10 protein-coding genes are annotated in these 17,782 nt (G+C 75.4%); 4 read left to right on the top strand and 6 right to left on the bottom strand.

Going from position 1 to position 17,782, the window contains the following annotated elements:
• Positions 1–441: 441 nt before the first annotated feature.
• Positions 442–1,008, bottom strand: a complete 567-nt coding sequence (locus AB0E19_RS24990; protein ID WP_360604667.1) for a MarR family transcriptional regulator — start codon at positions 1,006–1,008, stop codon at positions 442–444.
• Between the two features lie 166 nt (positions 1,009–1,174).
• Between AB0E19_RS24990 and AB0E19_RS24985 the strand changes: the two genes are divergently transcribed.
• A complete protein-coding gene (locus AB0E19_RS24985; RefSeq protein WP_362184272.1) occupies positions 1,175–2,443 on the top strand; it encodes an MFS transporter in 1,269 nt (422 codons plus the stop codon).
• 57 nt (positions 2,444–2,500) lie between these two features.
• Here AB0E19_RS24985 and AB0E19_RS24980 read toward each other — a convergent pair whose 3' ends face one another.
• Together AB0E19_RS24980 and AB0E19_RS24975 are read right to left on the bottom strand one after the other, a co-directional pair.
• Entirely contained in the window at positions 2,501–4,168 is a 1,668-nt protein-coding gene (locus AB0E19_RS24980) for a SpoIIE family protein phosphatase (protein ID WP_362184269.1), read from the bottom strand.
• A 106-nt stretch (positions 4,169–4,274) separates the two neighbouring features.
• Positions 4,275–5,678, bottom strand: a complete 1,404-nt coding sequence (locus tag AB0E19_RS24975) for an NAD(P)/FAD-dependent oxidoreductase (protein WP_362184266.1) — start codon at positions 5,676–5,678, stop codon at positions 4,275–4,277.
• Between the two features lie 323 nt (positions 5,679–6,001).
• Here AB0E19_RS24975 and AB0E19_RS24970 point away from each other — a divergent pair, with 323 nt between their 5' ends.
• Entirely contained in the window at positions 6,002–6,847 is an 846-nt protein-coding gene (locus AB0E19_RS24970) for a helix-turn-helix domain-containing protein (RefSeq protein ID WP_362184263.1), read from the top strand.
• Positions 6,848–7,062: 215 nt separating this feature from the next.
• The gene (locus tag AB0E19_RS24965; RefSeq protein WP_362184260.1) at positions 7,063–9,105 is read left to right on the top strand and encodes a sigma-70 family RNA polymerase sigma factor; all 2,043 of its coding nucleotides are present in this window, start codon (positions 7,063–7,065) and stop codon (positions 9,103–9,105) included.
• On the opposite strand, the gene AB0E19_RS24960 is transcribed toward AB0E19_RS24965, so the two are convergent.
• The 3 genes from AB0E19_RS24960 to AB0E19_RS24950 all read right to left on the bottom strand — a co-directional run bounded on the left by AB0E19_RS24960 (position 9,092) and on the right by AB0E19_RS24950 (position 15,468).
• Entirely contained in the window at positions 9,092–12,493 is a 3,402-nt protein-coding gene (locus tag AB0E19_RS24960; RefSeq protein ID WP_362184257.1) for a BTAD domain-containing putative transcriptional regulator, read from the bottom strand. The genes AB0E19_RS24965 and AB0E19_RS24960 overlap by 14 nt on opposite strands.
• 73 nt (positions 12,494–12,566) lie before the next feature.
• Positions 12,567–13,163, bottom strand: a complete 597-nt coding sequence (locus tag AB0E19_RS24955; protein ID WP_362184254.1) for a Uma2 family endonuclease — start codon at positions 13,161–13,163, stop codon at positions 12,567–12,569.
• A 97-nt stretch (positions 13,164–13,260) separates the two neighbouring features.
• Positions 13,261–15,468: an asparagine synthase-related protein gene (locus tag AB0E19_RS24950; RefSeq protein WP_362184251.1), complete on the bottom strand. Its 2,208-nt coding sequence runs from the start codon at positions 15,466–15,468 to the stop codon at positions 13,261–13,263.
• A gap of 849 nt (positions 15,469–16,317) precedes the next feature.
• Here AB0E19_RS24950 and AB0E19_RS24945 point away from each other — a divergent pair.
• Positions 16,318–17,772 carry an MFS transporter gene (locus tag AB0E19_RS24945; RefSeq protein WP_362184248.1) on the top strand — a complete coding sequence of 485 codons (1,455 nt, stop codon included), beginning with the start codon at positions 16,318–16,320 and terminating at the stop codon, positions 17,770–17,772.
• Positions 17,773–17,782 lie beyond the last annotated feature (10 nt).

Genomic DNA, 17,782 nt, shown 5'->3' with positions numbered 1-17,782 from the left:
TCCTTCGTTCCTGTTTCCAGGCCCTCCGGGCGCTTCCTTCGTTTCCGACTCTATCAGATCTTTCCGATCCGATTTCCTCGGTGCTTTCCGGTCCCTTTCGCTTTCGCTCCGGGCCCTTCCGGCGTTTCCGACTCTATCAGATCCTTTCGGCGTCTGATTCCCAGTCAGTGGGGTTTGTCTTCCCGGCTGTTGGGCCGTTCCGACGTCTCAAACCTTAGCGGATTCCTTCGGCGACTCATAATCGAGTCGTTCGAATTGAATTTCGGCACGCCGAAATTCATCCCGTGAGGGAGATCGTGCTGGGTTGAGGTGCCGCTATCGCGGCGGGATGGCTGTCGCAGAACCGTTCCGGCTCCGTGACAACTCGGAGAACACTACGCGTCCCCCAGGGGGGTGTCAACCCCCCTTCGGTGACGTCCGAGGGTGCCCCGGGGGGCGTCCTCAGTCCAGGTCGGAGAGCCTGCCGCCGGCGTCCGGCTGGGTCAGCTCCACCCGGCGCAGGAGGCGGATCAGGGCGTCGCCCAGGAGGCCCCGCTCCTCGGGTTCGAGGTCCTGGAGGAGCTTCTCCTCGAAGTCCGTGGCCATGCGCATCGCCTCCAGCCACTTCGTACGGCCCTCGTCCGTGAGCTCGACGATCACGCGGACGCGGTTGTTCTCGTCGCGGTCGCGGGTCACCAGGCCCTCGCCGGCCATGCGGTCGATGCGGTGGGTCATGGCGGCCGGGGTGAGACCGAGGCGCTTGGCGAGCTCGCCGGGGCCCAGTCGGTAGGGGGCGCCGGAAAGGACGAGGGTCTTGAGGACCTCCCACTCGGCGTTGCTGATGCCGAGGTCGGCGAGCTGGCGGCCGTACGCCACGTTCATCCGGCGGTTCAGCCGGCCGAGCGCGGAGACCACCTTCTCCACCTGGGGGTCCAGGTCGCGGTACTCGCGCTGATACGCGGCGATCTGCTCGTCGAGCGTCGGCTCCTGCGGCTCTTGCGAGGCGGACCGCTCCGGGGTGTCGGACATGGGGGCGAGTATCCCACGGTCCTCGTTGGCGTTGAAGTCCTTCTATGTGTACTGTTAAGGATCGAACTTTAGGGTTTAAGTCTTCAGGGTTCAGGCGTACAGGGGTGAACCCGGGCCTGACCCGCGACCGAAGTGGGTGAGTGTGACCAAGGCGAGGGGCGCTGCGATGCGCCGGATTCAGGCAGGCAGCGCGCTGAGCGCGTTCGGACTCGGCTTCACCGTGCCGTACCTCTATGTGTACGTGGCGCAGGTGCGGGATCTGGGCGCGACGACCGCGGGTGTGGTGCTGGCCGTCTTCGCCATGGCCGCGCTCGTGGTGCTGCCGTTCAGCGGGCGGGCGATCGACCGGCGCGGGCCCGTTCCCGTGCTGCTCGTCGCCTCCGGTCTCGCCGCGGTCGGCGCCGTGGGGATGGGGCTCGCGTCGAGCGTGCCGGCGGCGGTGGGTGCCGCCGCGCTGCTCGGCGCGGGAACCGCGGTCCTCCAGCCGGCGCTGGCCACGATGATCGTGTGGTGCTCCGAGCCCGCCGGGCGGACCCGTGCCTTCGCGCTCCAGTTCTTCCTGCAGAACCTCGGTCTGGGTGTCGGTGGTCTGATCGGCGGCCAGCTCGTCGACGTGAGCCGGCCCGACAGCTTCCTGCTGCTGTTCTCGATCGAGGCCGTGATGTTCCTGGTCCTCGCCGCGGTGGCCGGCAGCGCCCGGATGGCCGGTTCGCCGGCCTTCCAGGGCGCGCGGCCCGCCGAGGGCGGCAAGGGCGGCGGGGTCCGGGCGCTGCTCGGCCACAAGGCGATGGTCCAGCTGTGCGTGCTCGGCTTCGTCCTCTTCTTCGCCTGCTACGGACAGTTCGAGTCGGGTCTGGCCGCCTACGGCACCGAGGCCGCGGGCATCGAGCCGTCGACGCTCGGCATCGCGCTCGCCGCCAACACGGCGGTGATCGTCCTGGCGCAGTTCCTGGTGCTGAAGTTCGTGGAGCGCCGCAAGCGCACCCGGGTGATCGCGGCCGTGGGGCTGATCTGGGCGGTGGCGTGGATCATCGCCGGGTACGCGGGCCTCGGGCACGGCAGCCAGGCGATGGCGACGGCGGCGTTCGTGTCCACGTACGCGCTGTTCGGGCTCGGCGAGGCGATGCTGTCGCCGACCGTGGCGCCGCTGGTCGCGGATCTGGCGCCGGAGTCGATGGTGGGCTCGTACAACTCCGCCTTCGCCCTGGTGAAGCAGCTGGCGCTGGCGGTCGGTCCGGCGGTGGGCGGTCCGATGGGGGCGTCGCTGCACGGCCCGTACATCGTGACCTTCGTGCTGTTCTCGCTCCTCGTCACGGTGCTCGCGGTACGGCTGGGCAGGCAGCTCACGCCGGTGCAGAACCAGCCCGCCCTGGCCGCCAAGCCGTCCCGGATCGTGGTGCGGCACGAGCCGGAGAAGGAGACCGCCGCCGCCTAAGGCCGTCTCTTCCGGATCGTGCCGGGCCCGATCCGAAGGAAACGGCCTAGGCGCGCCCTAGTCGCGGAGGGCGAATTCGCACCACACCGCTTTGCCGCCGCCGGGAGTGCGGCGGCTGCCCCAGGACGAGGCGATCGTCGCGATGATGGAGATCCCGCGACCCGCCTCGTCCTCCGTTTCCGCCCTGCGGCGGCGCGGGAGGTGGTCGTCGCCGTCGGTGACCTCGATGATCAGGCGGCGGTCGGTGCGGCGCAGCCGCAGGCGCATGGGCGGGGTGCCGTGCTGGAGGCTGTTGGCGACGAGTTCGCTGGTGGCGAGGACGCCGAGGTCGCGGAGTTCGACGGGGAAGCGCCAGGAGGAGAGGACTCCGGAGGCGAAGGCACGCGCGCGTGGGGCGGCCTCGACGCCGCCGAGGAGTTCCAGGGCGGCGTTGTGGAAGAGCTCGGCGTCGGCGCCGTCGCGGGCGGGGTGCTGGACGACGAGGACGGCGACGTCGTCGTCGTGCTCGGCGGTGACGCCGAGGGCGCGGAGGAGCCGGCCGCAGATCACCTGGGGGGTGCCGCTGGCGCCGGCGAGCGCGCGGGCGAGGGCGTCGACGCCCTCGTCGATGTCCTCGCGGCGGCGCTCGACCAGGCCGTCGGTGTAGAGGACGGCGGTGGAGCCGGGCGGCAGGGCGATGGAGCCGGAGGCGTGCAGCCAGCCGCCGGTGCCGAGCGGGGGTCCGGTGGGGTCGCCGGCCTTGCGGACGGTGCCGTCCTCGTCGCGCACGAGGATCGGGAGGTGGCCGGCGGAGGCGTAGACGAGCTTGCCCTCGTTGGGGTCGTGGACGGCGTAGACGCAGGTGGCGATCTGGCTGGCGTCGATCTCGGCGGCGAGGCCGTCGAGGAGCTGGAGGACCTCGTGCGGGGGGAGGTCCAGGCGCGCGTAGGCGCGGACGGCGGTGCGGAGCTGGCCCATGACGGCGGCGGCGCGGACGCCGCGGCCCATGACGTCTCCGATGACGAGGGCGGTGCGGCCGGCGCCGAGGGTGATGACGTCGTACCAGTCGCCGCCGACCGCGGCGTCCGCGACGCCGGGCTGGTAGGTGGCGGCGATCCGCAGGTCGTCGGGCTGCTCCAGCTCCTGCGGGAGGAGGGAGCGCTGGAGGGTGACGGCGGTCTCGCGGTGGCGGCGCTCGCTGGCGCGGAGCCGCTCGGCGGCCTCGGCGTGGTCGGTGACGTCGGCGGCGTGGACGAGGACGCCGGCGCCGTCGAGGTGCGGGCTGTCGACGGGGAGGCAGGTGACGGTGTAGGAGCCGCCGCTCTCGGTGCGGCGGGACTTCACGGTGCGGGGCTTGCCGCTGCGCAGGACCTGGTCGAGGAGGGGCAGCAGGCCGAGGTCCTCGGCCTCGGGGCAGGTGGCGGCGACGGTGGCGCCCGGGGTGCGGGGGCCGAAGGCGGAGGCGTACGCCTCGTTGACGTACGCGATGCGGTGCTCGGGGCCGTACACGAGGGCGACGAGGCCGGGGAGGCGGCCGAGGAGGTCCCGTACGGAGAAGTCCTCCAGGGCGGGGACCTCGGTGGCGTCGGTGTCCAAGGTGGCCTCCGCGTCGGCGGCGGTGCCCTCGGCGGGGTGCTCCGACCGGGGACCGTACTCACCGCGGGCTGCGGGCACGGAGCCTTCGGTCCCCCGGGCCGCGCGGCGCTGCGTGCCGGGGAGCCGGGCGCTCCAACGGGTGAAGTTCACGGATCTGTATGCCTCGTGGTGTCGGTGCCGTGCGGAGTCACGCTGTGCAGGTGTGAGCCCACCTATGGTCACACGTCCAGTGTGGACGAGTGCACTGACAGTGATGTCAGGAGGACGCCCCGTCGTTCCCTTCGGGGCGGGGTCCGGGGGGTGGGGGCGGGGGTGGTGCGGCCGCGAGTTCGAATTCGGCCCTGGGGTGTTCCAGGGAGCCGAGGGAGACGACCTCGCGCTTGAAGAGGCCGGAGAGGGTCCATTCGGCGAGGACGCGGGCCTTGCGGTTGGCGGTGGGCATCCGGCTGAGGTGGTAGGCGCGGTGCATGAGCCAGGCCGGGTATCCCTTGAACTTGCGTCCGTACACGTGGGCGACGCCCTTGTGGAGGCCGAGGGAGGCGACGGAGCCCGCGTACGCGTGCGCGTACTCCTTGAGCGGGCGGCCGCGGAGCGAGGCGGCGAGGTTCTCGGCGAGGACCTTGGCCTGGCGGACGGCGTGCTGGGCGTTGGGCGCGCAGGGGGTGCCGGGCTCCTTCGCGGTGAGGTCGGGGACGGCGGCGGCGTCGCCGGCCGCCCACGCGTGGGGGGTGTCCGCGACGGTGAGGTGGGCGGTGCAGCGGATCCGGCCGCGCTCGTCGCGGGGGAGGTCGGTGGCGGCGAGGACGGGGGCGGGCTTGACCCCGGCGGTCCAGACGACGGTGCGGGTGGGCAGGCGGGTGCCGTCGCTGAGGACGGCGACGCGGTCCTCGCAGCCGTCGAGGCGGGTGTCGAGGCGGACGTCGATGTTCCGGCCGCGGAGCTCGCGGATCGCGTAGCCGCCCATCTCGTCGCCGACCTCGGGGAGGATCCGGCCGGCGGCTTCGACGAGGACCCATCTCAGGTCCTCGGGCTTGACGTTGTGGTAGTAGCGGGTGGCGTAGCGGGCCATGTCCTCCAGCTCGGCGAGGGCCTCCACGCCCGCGTACCCGCCGCCGACGAAGACGAACGTGAGGGCGGCGTCGCGGAGGGCCGGGTCGCGGGTGGAGGAGGCGATGTCGAGCTGTTCCAGGACGTGGTTGCGCAGGCCGATCGCCTCCTCGACGGTCTTGAAGCCGATGCCGTGTTCGGCGAGGCCGGGGACCGGGAGGGTGCGGGAGACCGAGCCGGGGGCGAGGACGAGTTCGTCGTAGGCGAGGGCGACCGGGCCCGCGCCCTCCTCGTCGGTGGCGAGGGTGGTGAGGGTCGCGGTGCGCTTGGCGTGGTCGATGGACTCGACCTCGCCGATGAGGAGGCGGCAGCGGTCCAGGACGCGGCGGAGCGGGACGACGACGTGGCGCGGCGAGAGCGAGCCGGCGGCGGCCTCGGGGAGGAACGGCTGGTACGTCATGTACGGGTCGGGGGTGACCACCACGATCTCGGCGGAGCCGCCGCCGAGCTCCGCCCTGAGCTGCCGCTGGAGGCGCAGCGCGGTGTACATGCCGACGTAGCCACCGCCGACCACGAGAATGCGCGCAGGTTGGGTCACCGTCCCATGAGGCATCGCCGTCCGGGGTTTGTCCACAGGCCCGGCGAATTGTGTGACCGGAGGGGTGCGGAGGCGCGGGGTGGCGCGCGCGCGGCGTCCGTGTGCAACGGCGCAGGTCACGGCGGGCGTGGGTGGTGAGCAGGGTGGTACGAAACGGGCGGCTCCGGCGCCTTGCTCCGATCGGGGGGCGCACCATCCGGAGCTGCCCCTTCTGAATTGACCCGGACTCAACTATGTTCGTAGTTCGTCGGGGTGTCGGGTCGGCGTGCGCGCGGACCGCTTGCGCACATCGGCCGGGAGCCCCGTATCAGGGCGGGGAGTCTCCGGGGGGAGACATCATGAGCGGGGGAACGCTTATGCAGATTCAGGATTCTCGTTGGCAGTCCGTCGTCGGCGCCGAGCGCGACGACAGGGGTGCGGGGGCCGTGGCCTCCGTGCCGGTGGCCGGTGGCGCGCTGACCGGCGGCACCGTCGCGGGCGCGGGCACGGTCGTGAACGGCGCGGCCGCGGGCGGCCGCGCGGCGCCGCTGCGGGTGGACGCGCAGCGCAATCTGGAGCACGTGCTCCGTGCGGCGCGCGAGGTCTTCGGCGAGCTCGGTTACGGGGCGCCGATGGAGGACGTGGCGCGGCGGGCCCGCGTGGGCGTGGGCACGGTGTACCGGCGCTTCCCCAGCAAGGACGTGCTGGTGCGGCGGATAGCCGAGGAGGAGACCGCGCGGCTGACCGAGCAGGCGCGGGCCGCCCTCGGTCAGGAGGACGAGCCGTGGTCGGCGCTCTCGCGCTTCCTGCGGACGTCGGTGGCCTCGGGTGCCGGGCGGCTGCTGCCGCCGCAGGTGCTGCGGGTCGGCGTGGACGAGCCGGTGCTGCCGGTGGACGACACCGAGGGCGGGGCCCGGGTGCCGTACCAGCGGGGGCTCGGCGAGCAGGCCGACGCGCGCGTGGTGGCGCCCCGGGCGGTTCCGGCGGACGAGCGGGACGACGCCGGCGCGGCGGAGCTCCTGGAGGTCGTCGGCCGGCTTGTCGACCGGGCCCGTGAGGCGGGTGAGCTGCGGACGGACGTGACCGTGGCAGACGTCCTGCTGGTCATCGCCACCTCGGCCCCGGCGCTGCCGGACGCGGCCCAGCAGGCGGCGGCCTCGGCCCGGCTCCTGGACATCCTCCTGGAGGGTCTGCGCTCGCGGTAGCGGCCGGCCGGTCGCCTGCCGGTCCCGCCGCCGGTCCGCCGGGCCTCTGGGCCGGGCGGACCAAGGAGCATGACACGAACGCGTGAGCGGTTACGCCGGGTTGCGAGAAGTCGCCCCGGACGGGTGGTATGCGGACGCGGCGCTTCGGCATGCCCGCGTCGTGTGGCACTCTTGCCCGGTGTTCGGGTCTGCGCAGGCGTACGGGGGCTTCCGCGATGAGCGGTGACGGTCGGGACGATCCGCTGAACGGCGGCGGCGCCACGGAGACCCCGGGCCCGCCCGCCGGGCACGTACCGAGCCAGGGAGGCCCCGGCGGCTCCCCGGGAGCACCGCACGGCCCGGGCGAACCGAGCGTGCCGCAGCAGCGCGAGGCGTCCTCCGCGGGCGCCGCACCCCTCGCCGCACCCGCACCCGCACCCGTCGGCCCGTCCGACGGGGACCTGACGGGGGACCTGACGGATGACGACGGCGAGGGCGTGCTGCCGCCGCCCCGGGAGCTCGCACCCTCCGACGCCGATCTGATCCGGCGCATGCGGGACGGCGACGACTCCGCGTACGAGGAGCTGTTCCGCCGCCACTCGGAGCCCGTACGCCGCTACGCCAGGACCTGCTGCCGGGACGCGCACACCGCCGACGACCTGACCGCCGAGGTCTTCGCCCGCACCCTCCAGGCCGTGCGCGGCGGCGCCGGGCCCGAACAGGCCGTCCGCGCCTACCTGATGACCACCGTCCGGCGGGTCGGCGCCGCCTGGGCCAAGACCCAGAAGCGCGAGCACCTCGTCGAGGACTTCGCCGTCTTCGCCGCCGACGCCGCCCGCTCCTCCGAGGTCTCCGACCAGGACACCATGGACCTCGGCGCCGAGGTCCGGGCCATGCAGGAGGCCGAACAGTCGCTGGCCATGCAGGCGTTCCGCTCGCTGCCCGAGCGCTGGCAGGCCGTCCTGTGGCACACCACCGTCGAGGAGGAGTCGCCCAGCGAGGTCGCCCCCCTCTTCGGCCTCACCGCCAACGCCACCGCCGTGCTCGCCAGCCGTGCCCGCGAGGGCCTCAAGCAGGCCTACCTCCAGGCTCACGTCAGCCAGGCGCTCACCGCCGGCGGCGACTGCGCGCAGTACGCCGACCGGCTCGGCGCCTACGCGCGCGGCGGGCTGCGGATGCGGGCCGAGCGCGGCCTGCGCAAGCACCTCGACGAGTGCGCCAAGTGCCGGATCGCCGCCGGCGAACTGGCCCACGTCAACGCCGGGATCCCGGCGCTCCTCCCGATCGCGGTCATCGGCTGGTTCGCCGCCGGGTACTCCCTCAAGGCCGCCGGCATCGTCGCCGGCGGCGCGGTGGGCGCGGCCGGCGCCGGCGCCGCGGCGGCCGCCACCGGCGGGACGACGTCCGGCGCCGCCTCCGGCGGGGCCGCCGCCGAGGGGCTCGGCGCGCCCGCGAAGGTCGGGATCGCCGCCGCCGCGGCGGTCGCCGCCGCGGCCGGGCTCGTCTGGGCGATGACCGGCGACCCGCAGCCCGTCGCCGCGCCGAAGCCGCTGCCGACGACCGCGGCCCCCACGACTCCTGCCCCGCCCCCGCCGCCGAAGCCCGCGCCCGAGCCGGTGGTTCCTCCCGCGCCGCAGCCGAAGCCGAAGCCGGTGGTGACGACGCCCCCGCCGGCGCCGAAGCCCGTCGTGAAGCCGAAGCCGAAGCCGGTGGTGAAGCCGGTGGTCAAGCCCTCGCCGACCCCGACACCGACGCCGACGCCCCCGCCGCCCAGCCCCACCCCGACGCCGACGCCGACCCCCACGCCGACGCCGACGACACCTCCCCCGCCGCCCCCGCCCGCCTTCTACCAGGTCGACGAGCTGGAGTACGAGGCCTTCGGCGACGGCAGCAAGCCCGAGGTCGTCCAGGAGGGCGGCACCTGGATGTGGGCGCGCGACGGCATGTCGATCGGCGACAGCACGTACGCGTACGGCGTCAGCGTGCACGCCCCGTCCTCGCTGCTCATCCGCCTCAACCGGCAGTGCACCGGCTACGACGCGATGGTCGGCGTCGACGACCTCAGCGCCCCGCTCGGCCCCGGAGGCGTCCGCTTCTCCGTCTACGGGGACGGCGAGCGGCTCTGGCGCTCCCCCGTGCTCCGGCCGGGCGACCCGGCGCTCCCGGTCCACGTCGACATCACCGGCCGCTCCACGATGCGGCTCGTGGTGGAGGAGCACACGCCCTTCGGGCGGGCCGCCGTCGCCGACTGGGCGGAGTCCCGGATCAGCTGCTCCTGACCGGGCCCCCGGCACCGGCGGCGTACGGCTCGACGAGGGCCAGTACGGCCTCGGGGCCGAGGTCCGCGCCGGCCGCGCGGGCGGCGGCGAGTCCTTCCTCGCCGAGCGCGGTCCGGCAGGCGGCGGTGACCTCCTCGGCCTCGCGCCGTTCGGGCACCGAGCGGGGGACGTCCCGCCGCCAGGTGTCGACGGCGGCGGCCACGCGCGCGCAGCGGGCGGCGTCGCCGGCCCGGTGCAGGGCGTAGACGAGCCCCTCGCCGAGGCTGATCACGATGATGTCCGCGCAGTGGCCGGTGAGGGCGGCGCGCAGGACCTCGGCGGCGGTGGTGACGGCCGCCGCGCCCGCGCCCTCCTGGGCCTCGATGCGGGCGACGAAGCCCTCCAGGGCGATGGTGAAGTGCGGCGGCGGGGTGCCGCTGCGGACATGGGCGCCGGCCGAGGAGATCGCGGCACGCGCGCGTGCGGGGTCGTTCCGGTCGAGGGCGAGGACCGCGCGCATGAAGTCCACGTAGGCGAGGGCGTCCTGGAGGCGTAGCCGCTCGGACTCCCGGGCGGCCGCTTCGAGGCCGCGCTCGGCGGCGGCCGAGTCGCCGTCGCGGTAGGCCAGTTCGGCGAGCCGGGCGACGAGGAACGGGGCCTCGGCGTGGGCGCCGACCTCGCGGGCGAGCGCCAGGGCCTCCTCGTACGCCTCCCTGGCCTCCTCGCGGCGGCCCCGCATCATGTTGGCCTCGGCGGCGGCGGAGGCGACCTGGGCGCCCATCCAGCGGTCGCCGACCCGGCGGGTGAGGAGGCGGAGTTCGGCGAGGTCCTCGTCGACGCCCTGCATGCCGCCGGGCATGTCCACGATCATGTGGGTGCGGAACATCAGGCTCACCCCGACCTCCCAGTCGCCGCCGTACCGGCGGCAGACCTCGACGCCGGTGTCGAGGAGGGCGCGGACCGTCGCCGGCTCCTCGGTGAGGTACGCGGTGAACGGCCAGAGCAGGCCGGGGAAGCGGGCGGACTCGGGGCCGGGGTCCTCGCCGAAGGCGTCCCGGACGCGGCGGACCAGCGCGAGCGCCTCCGCGTCCTCGCGGAGGTCGCCGGTGTACATGTGCTCGTCCTCCATCCCGAGGAAGAACGACAGCATCCGCAGGTGCATGCGCGGCCAGTGGCGGGGGTCGGCCCGGTCGTCCGGGTCCTCCCCCAGGGCGAGGGCGCGCCGGGTCCAGGCCAGGCCCTCCGGGCGGTAGTTGCGCAGCCACCAGAACCAGCCCATGGCGAAGACCAGCCGGAGCCCGGCGCGCTCGTCGGGCTGGGGTCCCCCTTGCCCGACGAGCTTGGGGGCGGTGCCGAGGGTGCGGTGGAGGGCCGCCCTGATGTTGTCGAGGTCCCGTTCGATCCGGTCGATCCAGGGCAACTGCTCACCGGAGCGGAGCTTCGGCTCGGCCTCCTCCGCGAGGGCCGTGAAGTGCGCGGTGTGGGCGGCCTCGGCGGCCGCGAGCAGCTCCGGGGTCTCGGCGGCGCGCTCGACGGCGTACTCGTGGATGGTCTCCAGGAGGCGGTAGCGCATGGCGCCGTCGTCGGCGGGCGCGGCGACGACGAGGGACTTGTCGACCAGGGCGCCGAGGGTGGTGAGGGTGGTGTCCTCCCCGGCCGGGCCGGCGACGGCCTCGGCGGCCTGGAGGTCCCAGCCGCCGGTGAAGACGGAGACCCGGCGGAGCAGGGTGCGCTCGGCCGGGTCGAGGAGGTCCCAGGACCAGTCGACGACCGCGCGGAGGGTCTGCTGGCGGGGCAGCAGGGTGCGGGCGCCGGAACTGAGGAGCCGGAAGCGGTCGTCGAGCCGGTCCGCGATCTGGCGGGGGGTGAGCAGCCGCAGCCGGGCGGCGGCCAGTTCGATGGCGAGGGGCAGGCCGTCGAGGCGGCGGCAGATCTCCGCGACGGCGTCGGCGGCGCCCGCCTCGCGCGCGTGGTCCCGGTCGAAGGCGGGGCGGACGGCCCGGGCCCGCTCGGCGAAGAGCCGGTGCGCGGGGGCGGGCGGCAGGGGCTCGACCGGGCGGACGGTCTCGCCGGGGACGCCCAGCGGTTCGCGGCTGGTGGCGAGGATCCGCAGGTCCGGGCAGTGCGCGAGGAGGGTCTCGGTGAGGGCCGCGGCGGCGTCGACGACGTGCTCGCAGTTGTCGAGGACGAGGAGGAGGCCGGGGCGGTGGGCGAGGTGCTCGACGAGGTGGGCGGTGGGGTCGTCCTGGAGCGCGGTGCCGTCGCGGGTGATCAGGTTGATCTCGCGGAGGCGGAGCGCGGAGAGGACGGCGCCGGGCAGCGCGCCCGGGTCGTCGAGCGGTGCGAGCTCCGCGATCCACGCGTCGGGCCCGGCGGCCCGCCGGGCGACCTCCTCGGCGAGCCGCGTCTTCCCCGAGCCGCCGGGCCCGGTGAGCGTGACGAGCCGGAACCGCCCGAGGTCCTCCCGGAGCGCCGCGAGCTCGGGCTCGCGCCCGACGAAGGAGGTGAGCCGGGGCCGGATGTTGCCGTGCGCGGCGGGCGGCGGCTGGGGGGCGGGACCGGGGGACTCGGCGGGACGCGGGGGCTCTGTGGGGACGGTGGGGGCGGTGGGGACGGTGGGCGCGCTTCGGGTGGGGTGCGCGGAGTGCACGGGGAGTTCGGCGCGATCGGCGTGTGCGGCGTGTGCGGCGTGCTCCGGGGTGAGGAGTTCGCGGTGGAGGGCGGTCAGTTCGGGGCCCGGGTCGGTGCCGAGGGCGTCCGCGAGGGTGCGGCGGGCCGTCTCGTACGCGGCGAGCGCGTCCGCGTGGCGGCCCTCGGCGCGCAGGGCGCGGACGAGCTGGGCGTGGAAGCCCTCGTCGTACGGGTGCGCGGCGGTGAGTCCGGACAGCTCCGGTACGAGTCCGTCGACGGCGCCGCGCCGCAGGTCGGCCTCGACGCGCCGGCGCAGGGCGGCGAGGCGCTGCGCCTCGGGGCGGATGCCCGCCGGTCCCGGCAGGTCGGCGAGGGCGGGCCCGCGGAAGAGCCCCAGGGCTTCCCTGAGGAGCGCGGCGGCCGTCTCGGGGTCGCCGGCGTCGAGCCGGGCGCCGGCCTCCGCGGCGCGGCGCTCGAACACGTACAGGTCGACGTCCTCGGGTCCGGCGAGGAGCCGGTATCCGGGTCCGGGCGTCGCGGCGACGGCCTCCCGGCCGAGGACCCTGCGCAGCCGGCCGACGAGCGCCTGGAGCGCGGCGGGCGCGTCGAGCGGCGGCTCGTCCCCGTACACGTCGTCGACGAGCTCCCCGACCGGCACGGCCCGTCCGGCGCGCAGCGCGAGCGCGGCGAGCAGCGCGCGCAGCCGGGCACCGCCCAGGGGCAGGGGGGCGCCGTCGGGGCCGAGGACCTCGGTGGTGCCGAGGAGGAGATACCGCACCGGCCCATTCTTGCCGCCGCGAGCCGGGGGCGCCTCGGGGTTTCCCCGGGCCGGTCCCTGAGCCCGGAGGCGGTCAGAACGCGGCGGTGTCCAGGGTGAAGCCGAGGGGTGCGGGGAGCGGGACCTCGGTCCCCAGCTTGTGGATGGACTTGTGGGTGTAGTCGTCGCCGTCGGGCGCGGAGCAGACGACGGCCTCGTCGGCCTCGCGGTCGACCATCAGATAGACGGGGATCCCGGCGCGGGCGTAGGCGCGGATCTTCTGCACGCGGTCGCGGCTCGCGGTGGACGGAGAGGTGACCTCGGCGACGAGGAGGACGGGGTCGGGGGCGTGCCAGTCCTGCTGGTCGCCGAAGCTTCCCTTGGGAGCGATCGCGAGGTCCGGGATGACGCGGATGGTCCCGTTCGTCCCAGGGAGACTGAGGCCGATGCCGGTGTAGCGCCCGAGTCCCCTGTCGTGGTCTCGGACCTGACCGCTCAGCTCCGACACGATCTCCTCGTGCTCGCCGTTGGCCGGAGGCACCACGTAGATCTCCCCTTCGATCAGCTCCACGCGCCAGCCCTTGGGGGCCGAGGCACTGAACAGCTCGAAGGTCTCCTGCACACTCGCACCCTCGAAGTCGGGCGTCTCCTCGGGAAACGCCTCGCCGGGCGCCGGCAGCGGCATGGCCATGCTGGACCTCCTTCGCTCGGTGCGACGCTCCCAGCTTAGGACGGCCGCCGGGACCGGGTCAGGAACGCATTCACTCGAACGGGCGTGCTGTGACGTTTCACCGCGCCGGCAGCGACCGGGACGCCGGGATCAGGGGCCCCTGGACGGCGCGGGGCGCGCGCGGGGTGGCCGTGTCGGTCCAGCAGGAGCCGCGGCGGGCGAGGAGGCGGCGGAGCCAGAGTTCGGTGGAGACGAGGTCGGCGAGGCCGTCGAGGGGGACGCGCGCGCCGTCGGCGGCGGCGCGCAGGGCCTCGCGGACCGTGCCGGCCTCGATGAGCCCCGCGTCGGCGAGGAGGGGTGCCTCGAAGAGGGCCAGGAGGGTCGGGAGGGCGGCGCGCAGGCCCGCGCGCGCGGTGCCGGCGGGGACCGCGGGGTACGGGGCGCCCCAGCCGGGCGGCAGGTCGCGGATGCCGGTGTCGGCGAGGACCGTGCGCAGGACGCCGGCGCGTGCGTCGGGCTGGACGCGGAGCGCTTCGGGGAGGTCGCGGCAGGCGCGGACGACCTGGTTGTCGAGGAACGGCGCGTGCAGTCGCTGGCCGCGGATCTCGGCCGCCTGTTCCAGGACCCGGTGGTCGGCCGCCGCGCGCGCGAGGGCGGCACGCGCGCGTGCCTCGCCGGGACGCTGCACGGTCGGCGGCAGGGTGGCTGCCCGGTTGAGGCGCGCGGACACCTCGGCGAGCGCCTCGCCCGTCAGCCACCGGGCCGCGGGACCCGGCCGGGACCAGGCGAGCGCGGAGAGCGAGGCGGCCAGCGGGCCGTGGGTGTCGGCGGGGTCGCGGTTGGCGTCGAGGACGTGCCGGGCGGCTGTCTCCAGACCGGCCCGGTAGGGCGTACGGGCGAGCCTGCGCGCCGCGCGGTAGACGGTGACCGGCACCAGGAAGGCGCCCGCCGACGGACCGCTCGCCTTGGCGAGGGCCGTCACCGGACGCACCAGGGAGCGGCGCCGGCGGTCCATCAGCAGGTCGGCGAGGCGCGCCGGGTGGGCGTCCAGGACCTGCCGGGCGCCGAGCCCGGTGAAGTGGTCGGCGCTGCCTCCGGCGAGCCGCCTGCGGTGCCGTTCGGCGGTGACGAGCGCGGGCCCCGGCTCGTCGGTGAGCGGCCCGTCGAGGGCGGCGTACGGGAGGGCCTCCTCGCCCGCCGCGACGACCACGTGGCGCAGCCGGGGGTCGGCCGCCAGCTCGCGGGCCCGCTCCAGTTCGGCCGTCCTGCCCGGGCCCGGCTTGGCCGCCAGGTCGTTGAAGGTGACCGCGAGCAGCCGCTCCCCCGCGTCCGCGCCGTGTCCGAGGATCGTGCCGGGCACCCCGGGCAGTCCCGCGGCGAGCAGGGCGAGGGTGGCGGAGGCGCTGCCGCCGGACAGGTCCGCGCCGATGCCGGGCACCGGACCGGCGCCGCGGGCCGCCCGCCGGTCCGCGGGCCCCATCCCGGGGACCGGTCCGGGATCCGGCAGGGGCGCCTCGGGGGCGTGCCGGGGGGCCGTGAGCCGGGCCCGTACGGACTCCACCAGCGCGTCCCTGACCGCCTCGACGGCCTGCCGGGGCTCGGCCTGCGGGGCGGCGACGGCGAGCGAGGCCACCGTCTCGTACCCGGCGATCTCGCGGGAGCCCTCGCGCAGGATCAGCGCGTGGCCCGGCGGGACGCGGCGGACGCCCTCGTACGGGGTCGAGTCGCGCAGCGCCTCCGGGGACTCGGGGCAGGCGAGCAGCGCGGCGAGGTGGCCGATGTCGAGCTGGGCCTCCACGAGGTCGGCGAGCGGCAGGGCGGCGGTGGCGTAGGCGGTGCCGCCTTCCCAGGGGGTGTGGAAGACGGGCCGGGCGCCCGCGAGGTCGCCGGTGACCGTGACCCGGCGGCCGGCCTTGACGACGGCGGTGTAGCTGCCGGGCCAGGCCGTCAGGTGGCGCAGGGCGCCGCCGCGCGCGGTGACGAGGCCGCGGCGGAGTTCGTCGTCGCCGGCGGCGCAGCAGCCGAGGACGGCGAGCCGGGTGCCGTCGTCGAGGGAGACCACCCGGACCTCGTCGGGGCGCCAGTCGCCGACCGCCCACAGCGGGTCGGGATCGCCCCACAGGAGCTGTGCGCCCACCGGCTGCACCGTGCGCCCCCCGACGTGCCCGCCGCTCTCGGCGTAGGGGCGCGCCTGGGGCGGGATGTGGGGGTCGTACGCGCCGGGCGCGCCGTACGCGCCGCGGGCCCCGTCGCTCGCTCCGGCGCGCGCCCCGGCCGTCGTGGCGTACCCCGCGGCGACACTGCTCCAGCCCACCAGCCATCGCATCGGCGCCTCCACGTCCGTTTCGGTGGGGCCATGCTGCCATGACAACGGCGCACGGGGCGGGGTCCGGGCGCACGCGCCCGAAAGCCGAATGCGCCCCTGGCATGCGCCAGTTGGCCACCGGGGGAACGCGGGGTGGCGCGGGGCGCGGAGTGGCGCGGGCGCGGGGCTCCGGAGGCGGGGCTCCGGAGGCGGGCGGCGGCGAGCGCGCGGCGCGAAGGGTCCCGGAGGAGGGAGGAGTCCACCGCGAGGAGTCCACCGCGGGAGCCTGCCGCGGGGAGCCTGTCGCGGGGAGGAGGTGCCCACCGCAGGAAGCCGGCCGGTCCCGTCGGAGGCCGGGCCGCTCGGCGAAATCGGCCGATTCTCATCCCTGTGAAGAAGTTTGACCTGCCGTCAGGCACAGAAGAGATCACGGAAACGGCGGCCCGGGAGCTTGCCGCACGCCCGTCCGCACCCTCGCCGGCGGGTCGACTCCCGGCAGTCCGGGAGGCGACCCGCCCCCCGGCGCCGTCCGCCGCCCGCGGGGAATGGGGCGGCGGTGTCCCCCAGCCCACCGGTGCGGGAACCGGAACACCAGGCGTTCCGCCTCCCGGCCGGACGGGCCGACCCACGCAGGACTCATCGAAGCGGCGCCGCCCCCGGGCGACGAGAGCGCACGGCCGGGCGCACGGCGCCACGGGCGGAGCACGGAGCGGGCGGCGACCGCTTCCGGTCGGCTCGTCACACAACAATCTCGCCATACGGAACTCTGCCCCTTAACGGTGGGGATGCGGCGAACTACGCTGTGTTTACGAATGCCGCCTGCCTATGCCCGGCGTCGCGGCGGCCGTCTGGATGTCGAGGGGTGGCGTCATGTCCAGGGAGCAACGCGGGCCGAACGAGAAGCTCGGCGCCGTTCTCGCCCTCGCGGGAATCAGCAACGCCGGCCTCGCCCGGCGCGTCAACGACCTCGGTGCGCAGCGCGGACTGACCCTTCGCTACGACAAGACCTCGGTGGCCCGCTGGGTCTCCAAGGGGATGGTGCCGCAGGGCGCCGCGCCGCACCTGATCGCCGCCGCGATCGGCCAGAAGCTGGGCCGGCCCGTGCCGCTGCACGAGATCGGGCTCGCGGACGCCGACCCCGCGCCCGAGGTGGGACTCGCCTTCCCCCGGGACGTCGGGGAGGCGGTCCGCGCCGCCACCGACCTGTACCGGCTGGATCTCGCCGGCCGGCGGGCCGGCGGGGGCGGGATCTGGCAGTCGCTGGCCGGCTCGTTCTCGGTCAGCGCCTACGCCACCCCGGCCTCCCGCTGGCTCATCACCCCCGCCGACCCGTCGGTGGAGCGGGACGCCGGCCGGCGCGGCGCAGGCGGCGGGAGCGGGCCCGGACCCGCCGATTCCGGGGAGCACGTGCGCGTGGGGCACAGCGACGTCGCCAAGCTCCGCGAGGCGGCCGAGGACGCGCGCAAGTGGGACTCCAAATACGGGGGCGGCGACTGGCGGTCCTCGATGGTGCCCGAGTGCTTAAGGGTGGACGCGGCGCCGCTGCTGCTCGGCTCGTACTCGGACGAGGTCGGCAGGGCGCTCTTCGGCGCGACCTCCGAACTGACCCGGCTGGCCGGGTGGATGGCCTTCGACACCGGGCAGCAGGAGGCCGCCCAGCGGTACTACATCCAGGCGCTGCGGCTCGCGCGGGCCGCCGCCGACGTGCCGCTCGGCGGGTACGTCCTCGCCTCGATGTCGCTCCAGGCCACCTACCGGGGCTTCGCCGACGAGGGCGTCGACCTCGCCCAGGCGGCGCTGGAGCGGAACCGGGGGCTCGCCACCGCCCGCACCATGTCCTTCTTCCGCCTCGTCGAGGCGCGCGCGCACGCCAAGGCCGGCGACGGGCCCGCGGCGGCCGCGGCCCTGAAGTCGGCCGAGGGGTGGCTGGAGCGCTCCCGGGAGGGCGACGCCGACCCGACGTGGCTGGGCTTCTACTCGTACGACCGGTTCTGCGCGGACGCCGCCGAGTGCTACCGGGACCTCAGGATGCCGCGCGAGGTGCGGCGCTTCACCGAGCAGGCGCTGTCCCGGCCGACGGAGGAGTTCGTCCGCTCGCACGGGCTGCGGCTCGTCGTCTCGGCCGTCGCCGAGCTGGAGTCCGGCAACCTCGACGCGGCCTGCGCGGCGGGCACGCGCGCGGTGGAGGTGGCCGGCCGGATCTCCTCGGCGCGGACCACGGAGTACGTACGGGACCTGCTGCACCGCCTGGAGCCGTACGGGCACGAGCCGAGGGTCATGGAGCTGCGGGAGCGGGCCAGGCCGCTGCTGGTCGCCCCGGCGTGACGGAGCGCGC

Origin of the sequence: Streptomyces sp. NPDC047974, from assembly GCF_040653375.1 — a bacterium.
In the GTDB taxonomy this organism is placed as follows: Bacteria; Actinomycetota; Actinomycetes; order Streptomycetales; family Streptomycetaceae; genus Streptomyces.
The sequence above is the reverse complement of the archived record's forward strand: the minus strand, read 5'-3'. Positions and strand labels throughout refer to the sequence as shown.

Bases quoted from the DNA above. Each gene is read 5' to 3' on its own strand.
- AB0E19_RS24990 (WP_360604667.1), bottom strand. From the start codon at position 1,008: ATGTCCGACACCCCGGAGCGGTCCGCCTCGCAAGAGCCGCAGGAGCCG.
- AB0E19_RS24985 (WP_362184272.1), top strand. From the start codon at position 1,175: ATGCGCCGGATTCAGGCAGGCAGCGCGCTGAGCGCGTTCGGACTCGGC.
- AB0E19_RS24975 (WP_362184266.1), bottom strand. From the start codon at position 5,678: ATGCCTCATGGGACGGTGACCCAACCTGCGCGCATTCTCGTGGTCGGC.
- AB0E19_RS24970 (WP_362184263.1), top strand. From the start codon at position 6,002: ATGAGCGGGGGAACGCTTATGCAGATTCAGGATTCTCGTTGGCAGTCC.
- AB0E19_RS24965 (WP_362184260.1), top strand. From the start codon at position 7,063: ATGAGCGGTGACGGTCGGGACGATCCGCTGAACGGCGGCGGCGCCACG.
- AB0E19_RS24955 (WP_362184254.1), bottom strand. From the start codon at position 13,163: ATGGCCATGCCGCTGCCGGCGCCCGGCGAGGCGTTTCCCGAGGAGACG.
- AB0E19_RS24950 (WP_362184251.1), bottom strand. From the start codon at position 15,468: ATGCGATGGCTGGTGGGCTGGAGCAGTGTCGCCGCGGGGTACGCCACG.
- AB0E19_RS24945 (WP_362184248.1), top strand. From the start codon at position 16,318: ATGTCCAGGGAGCAACGCGGGCCGAACGAGAAGCTCGGCGCCGTTCTC.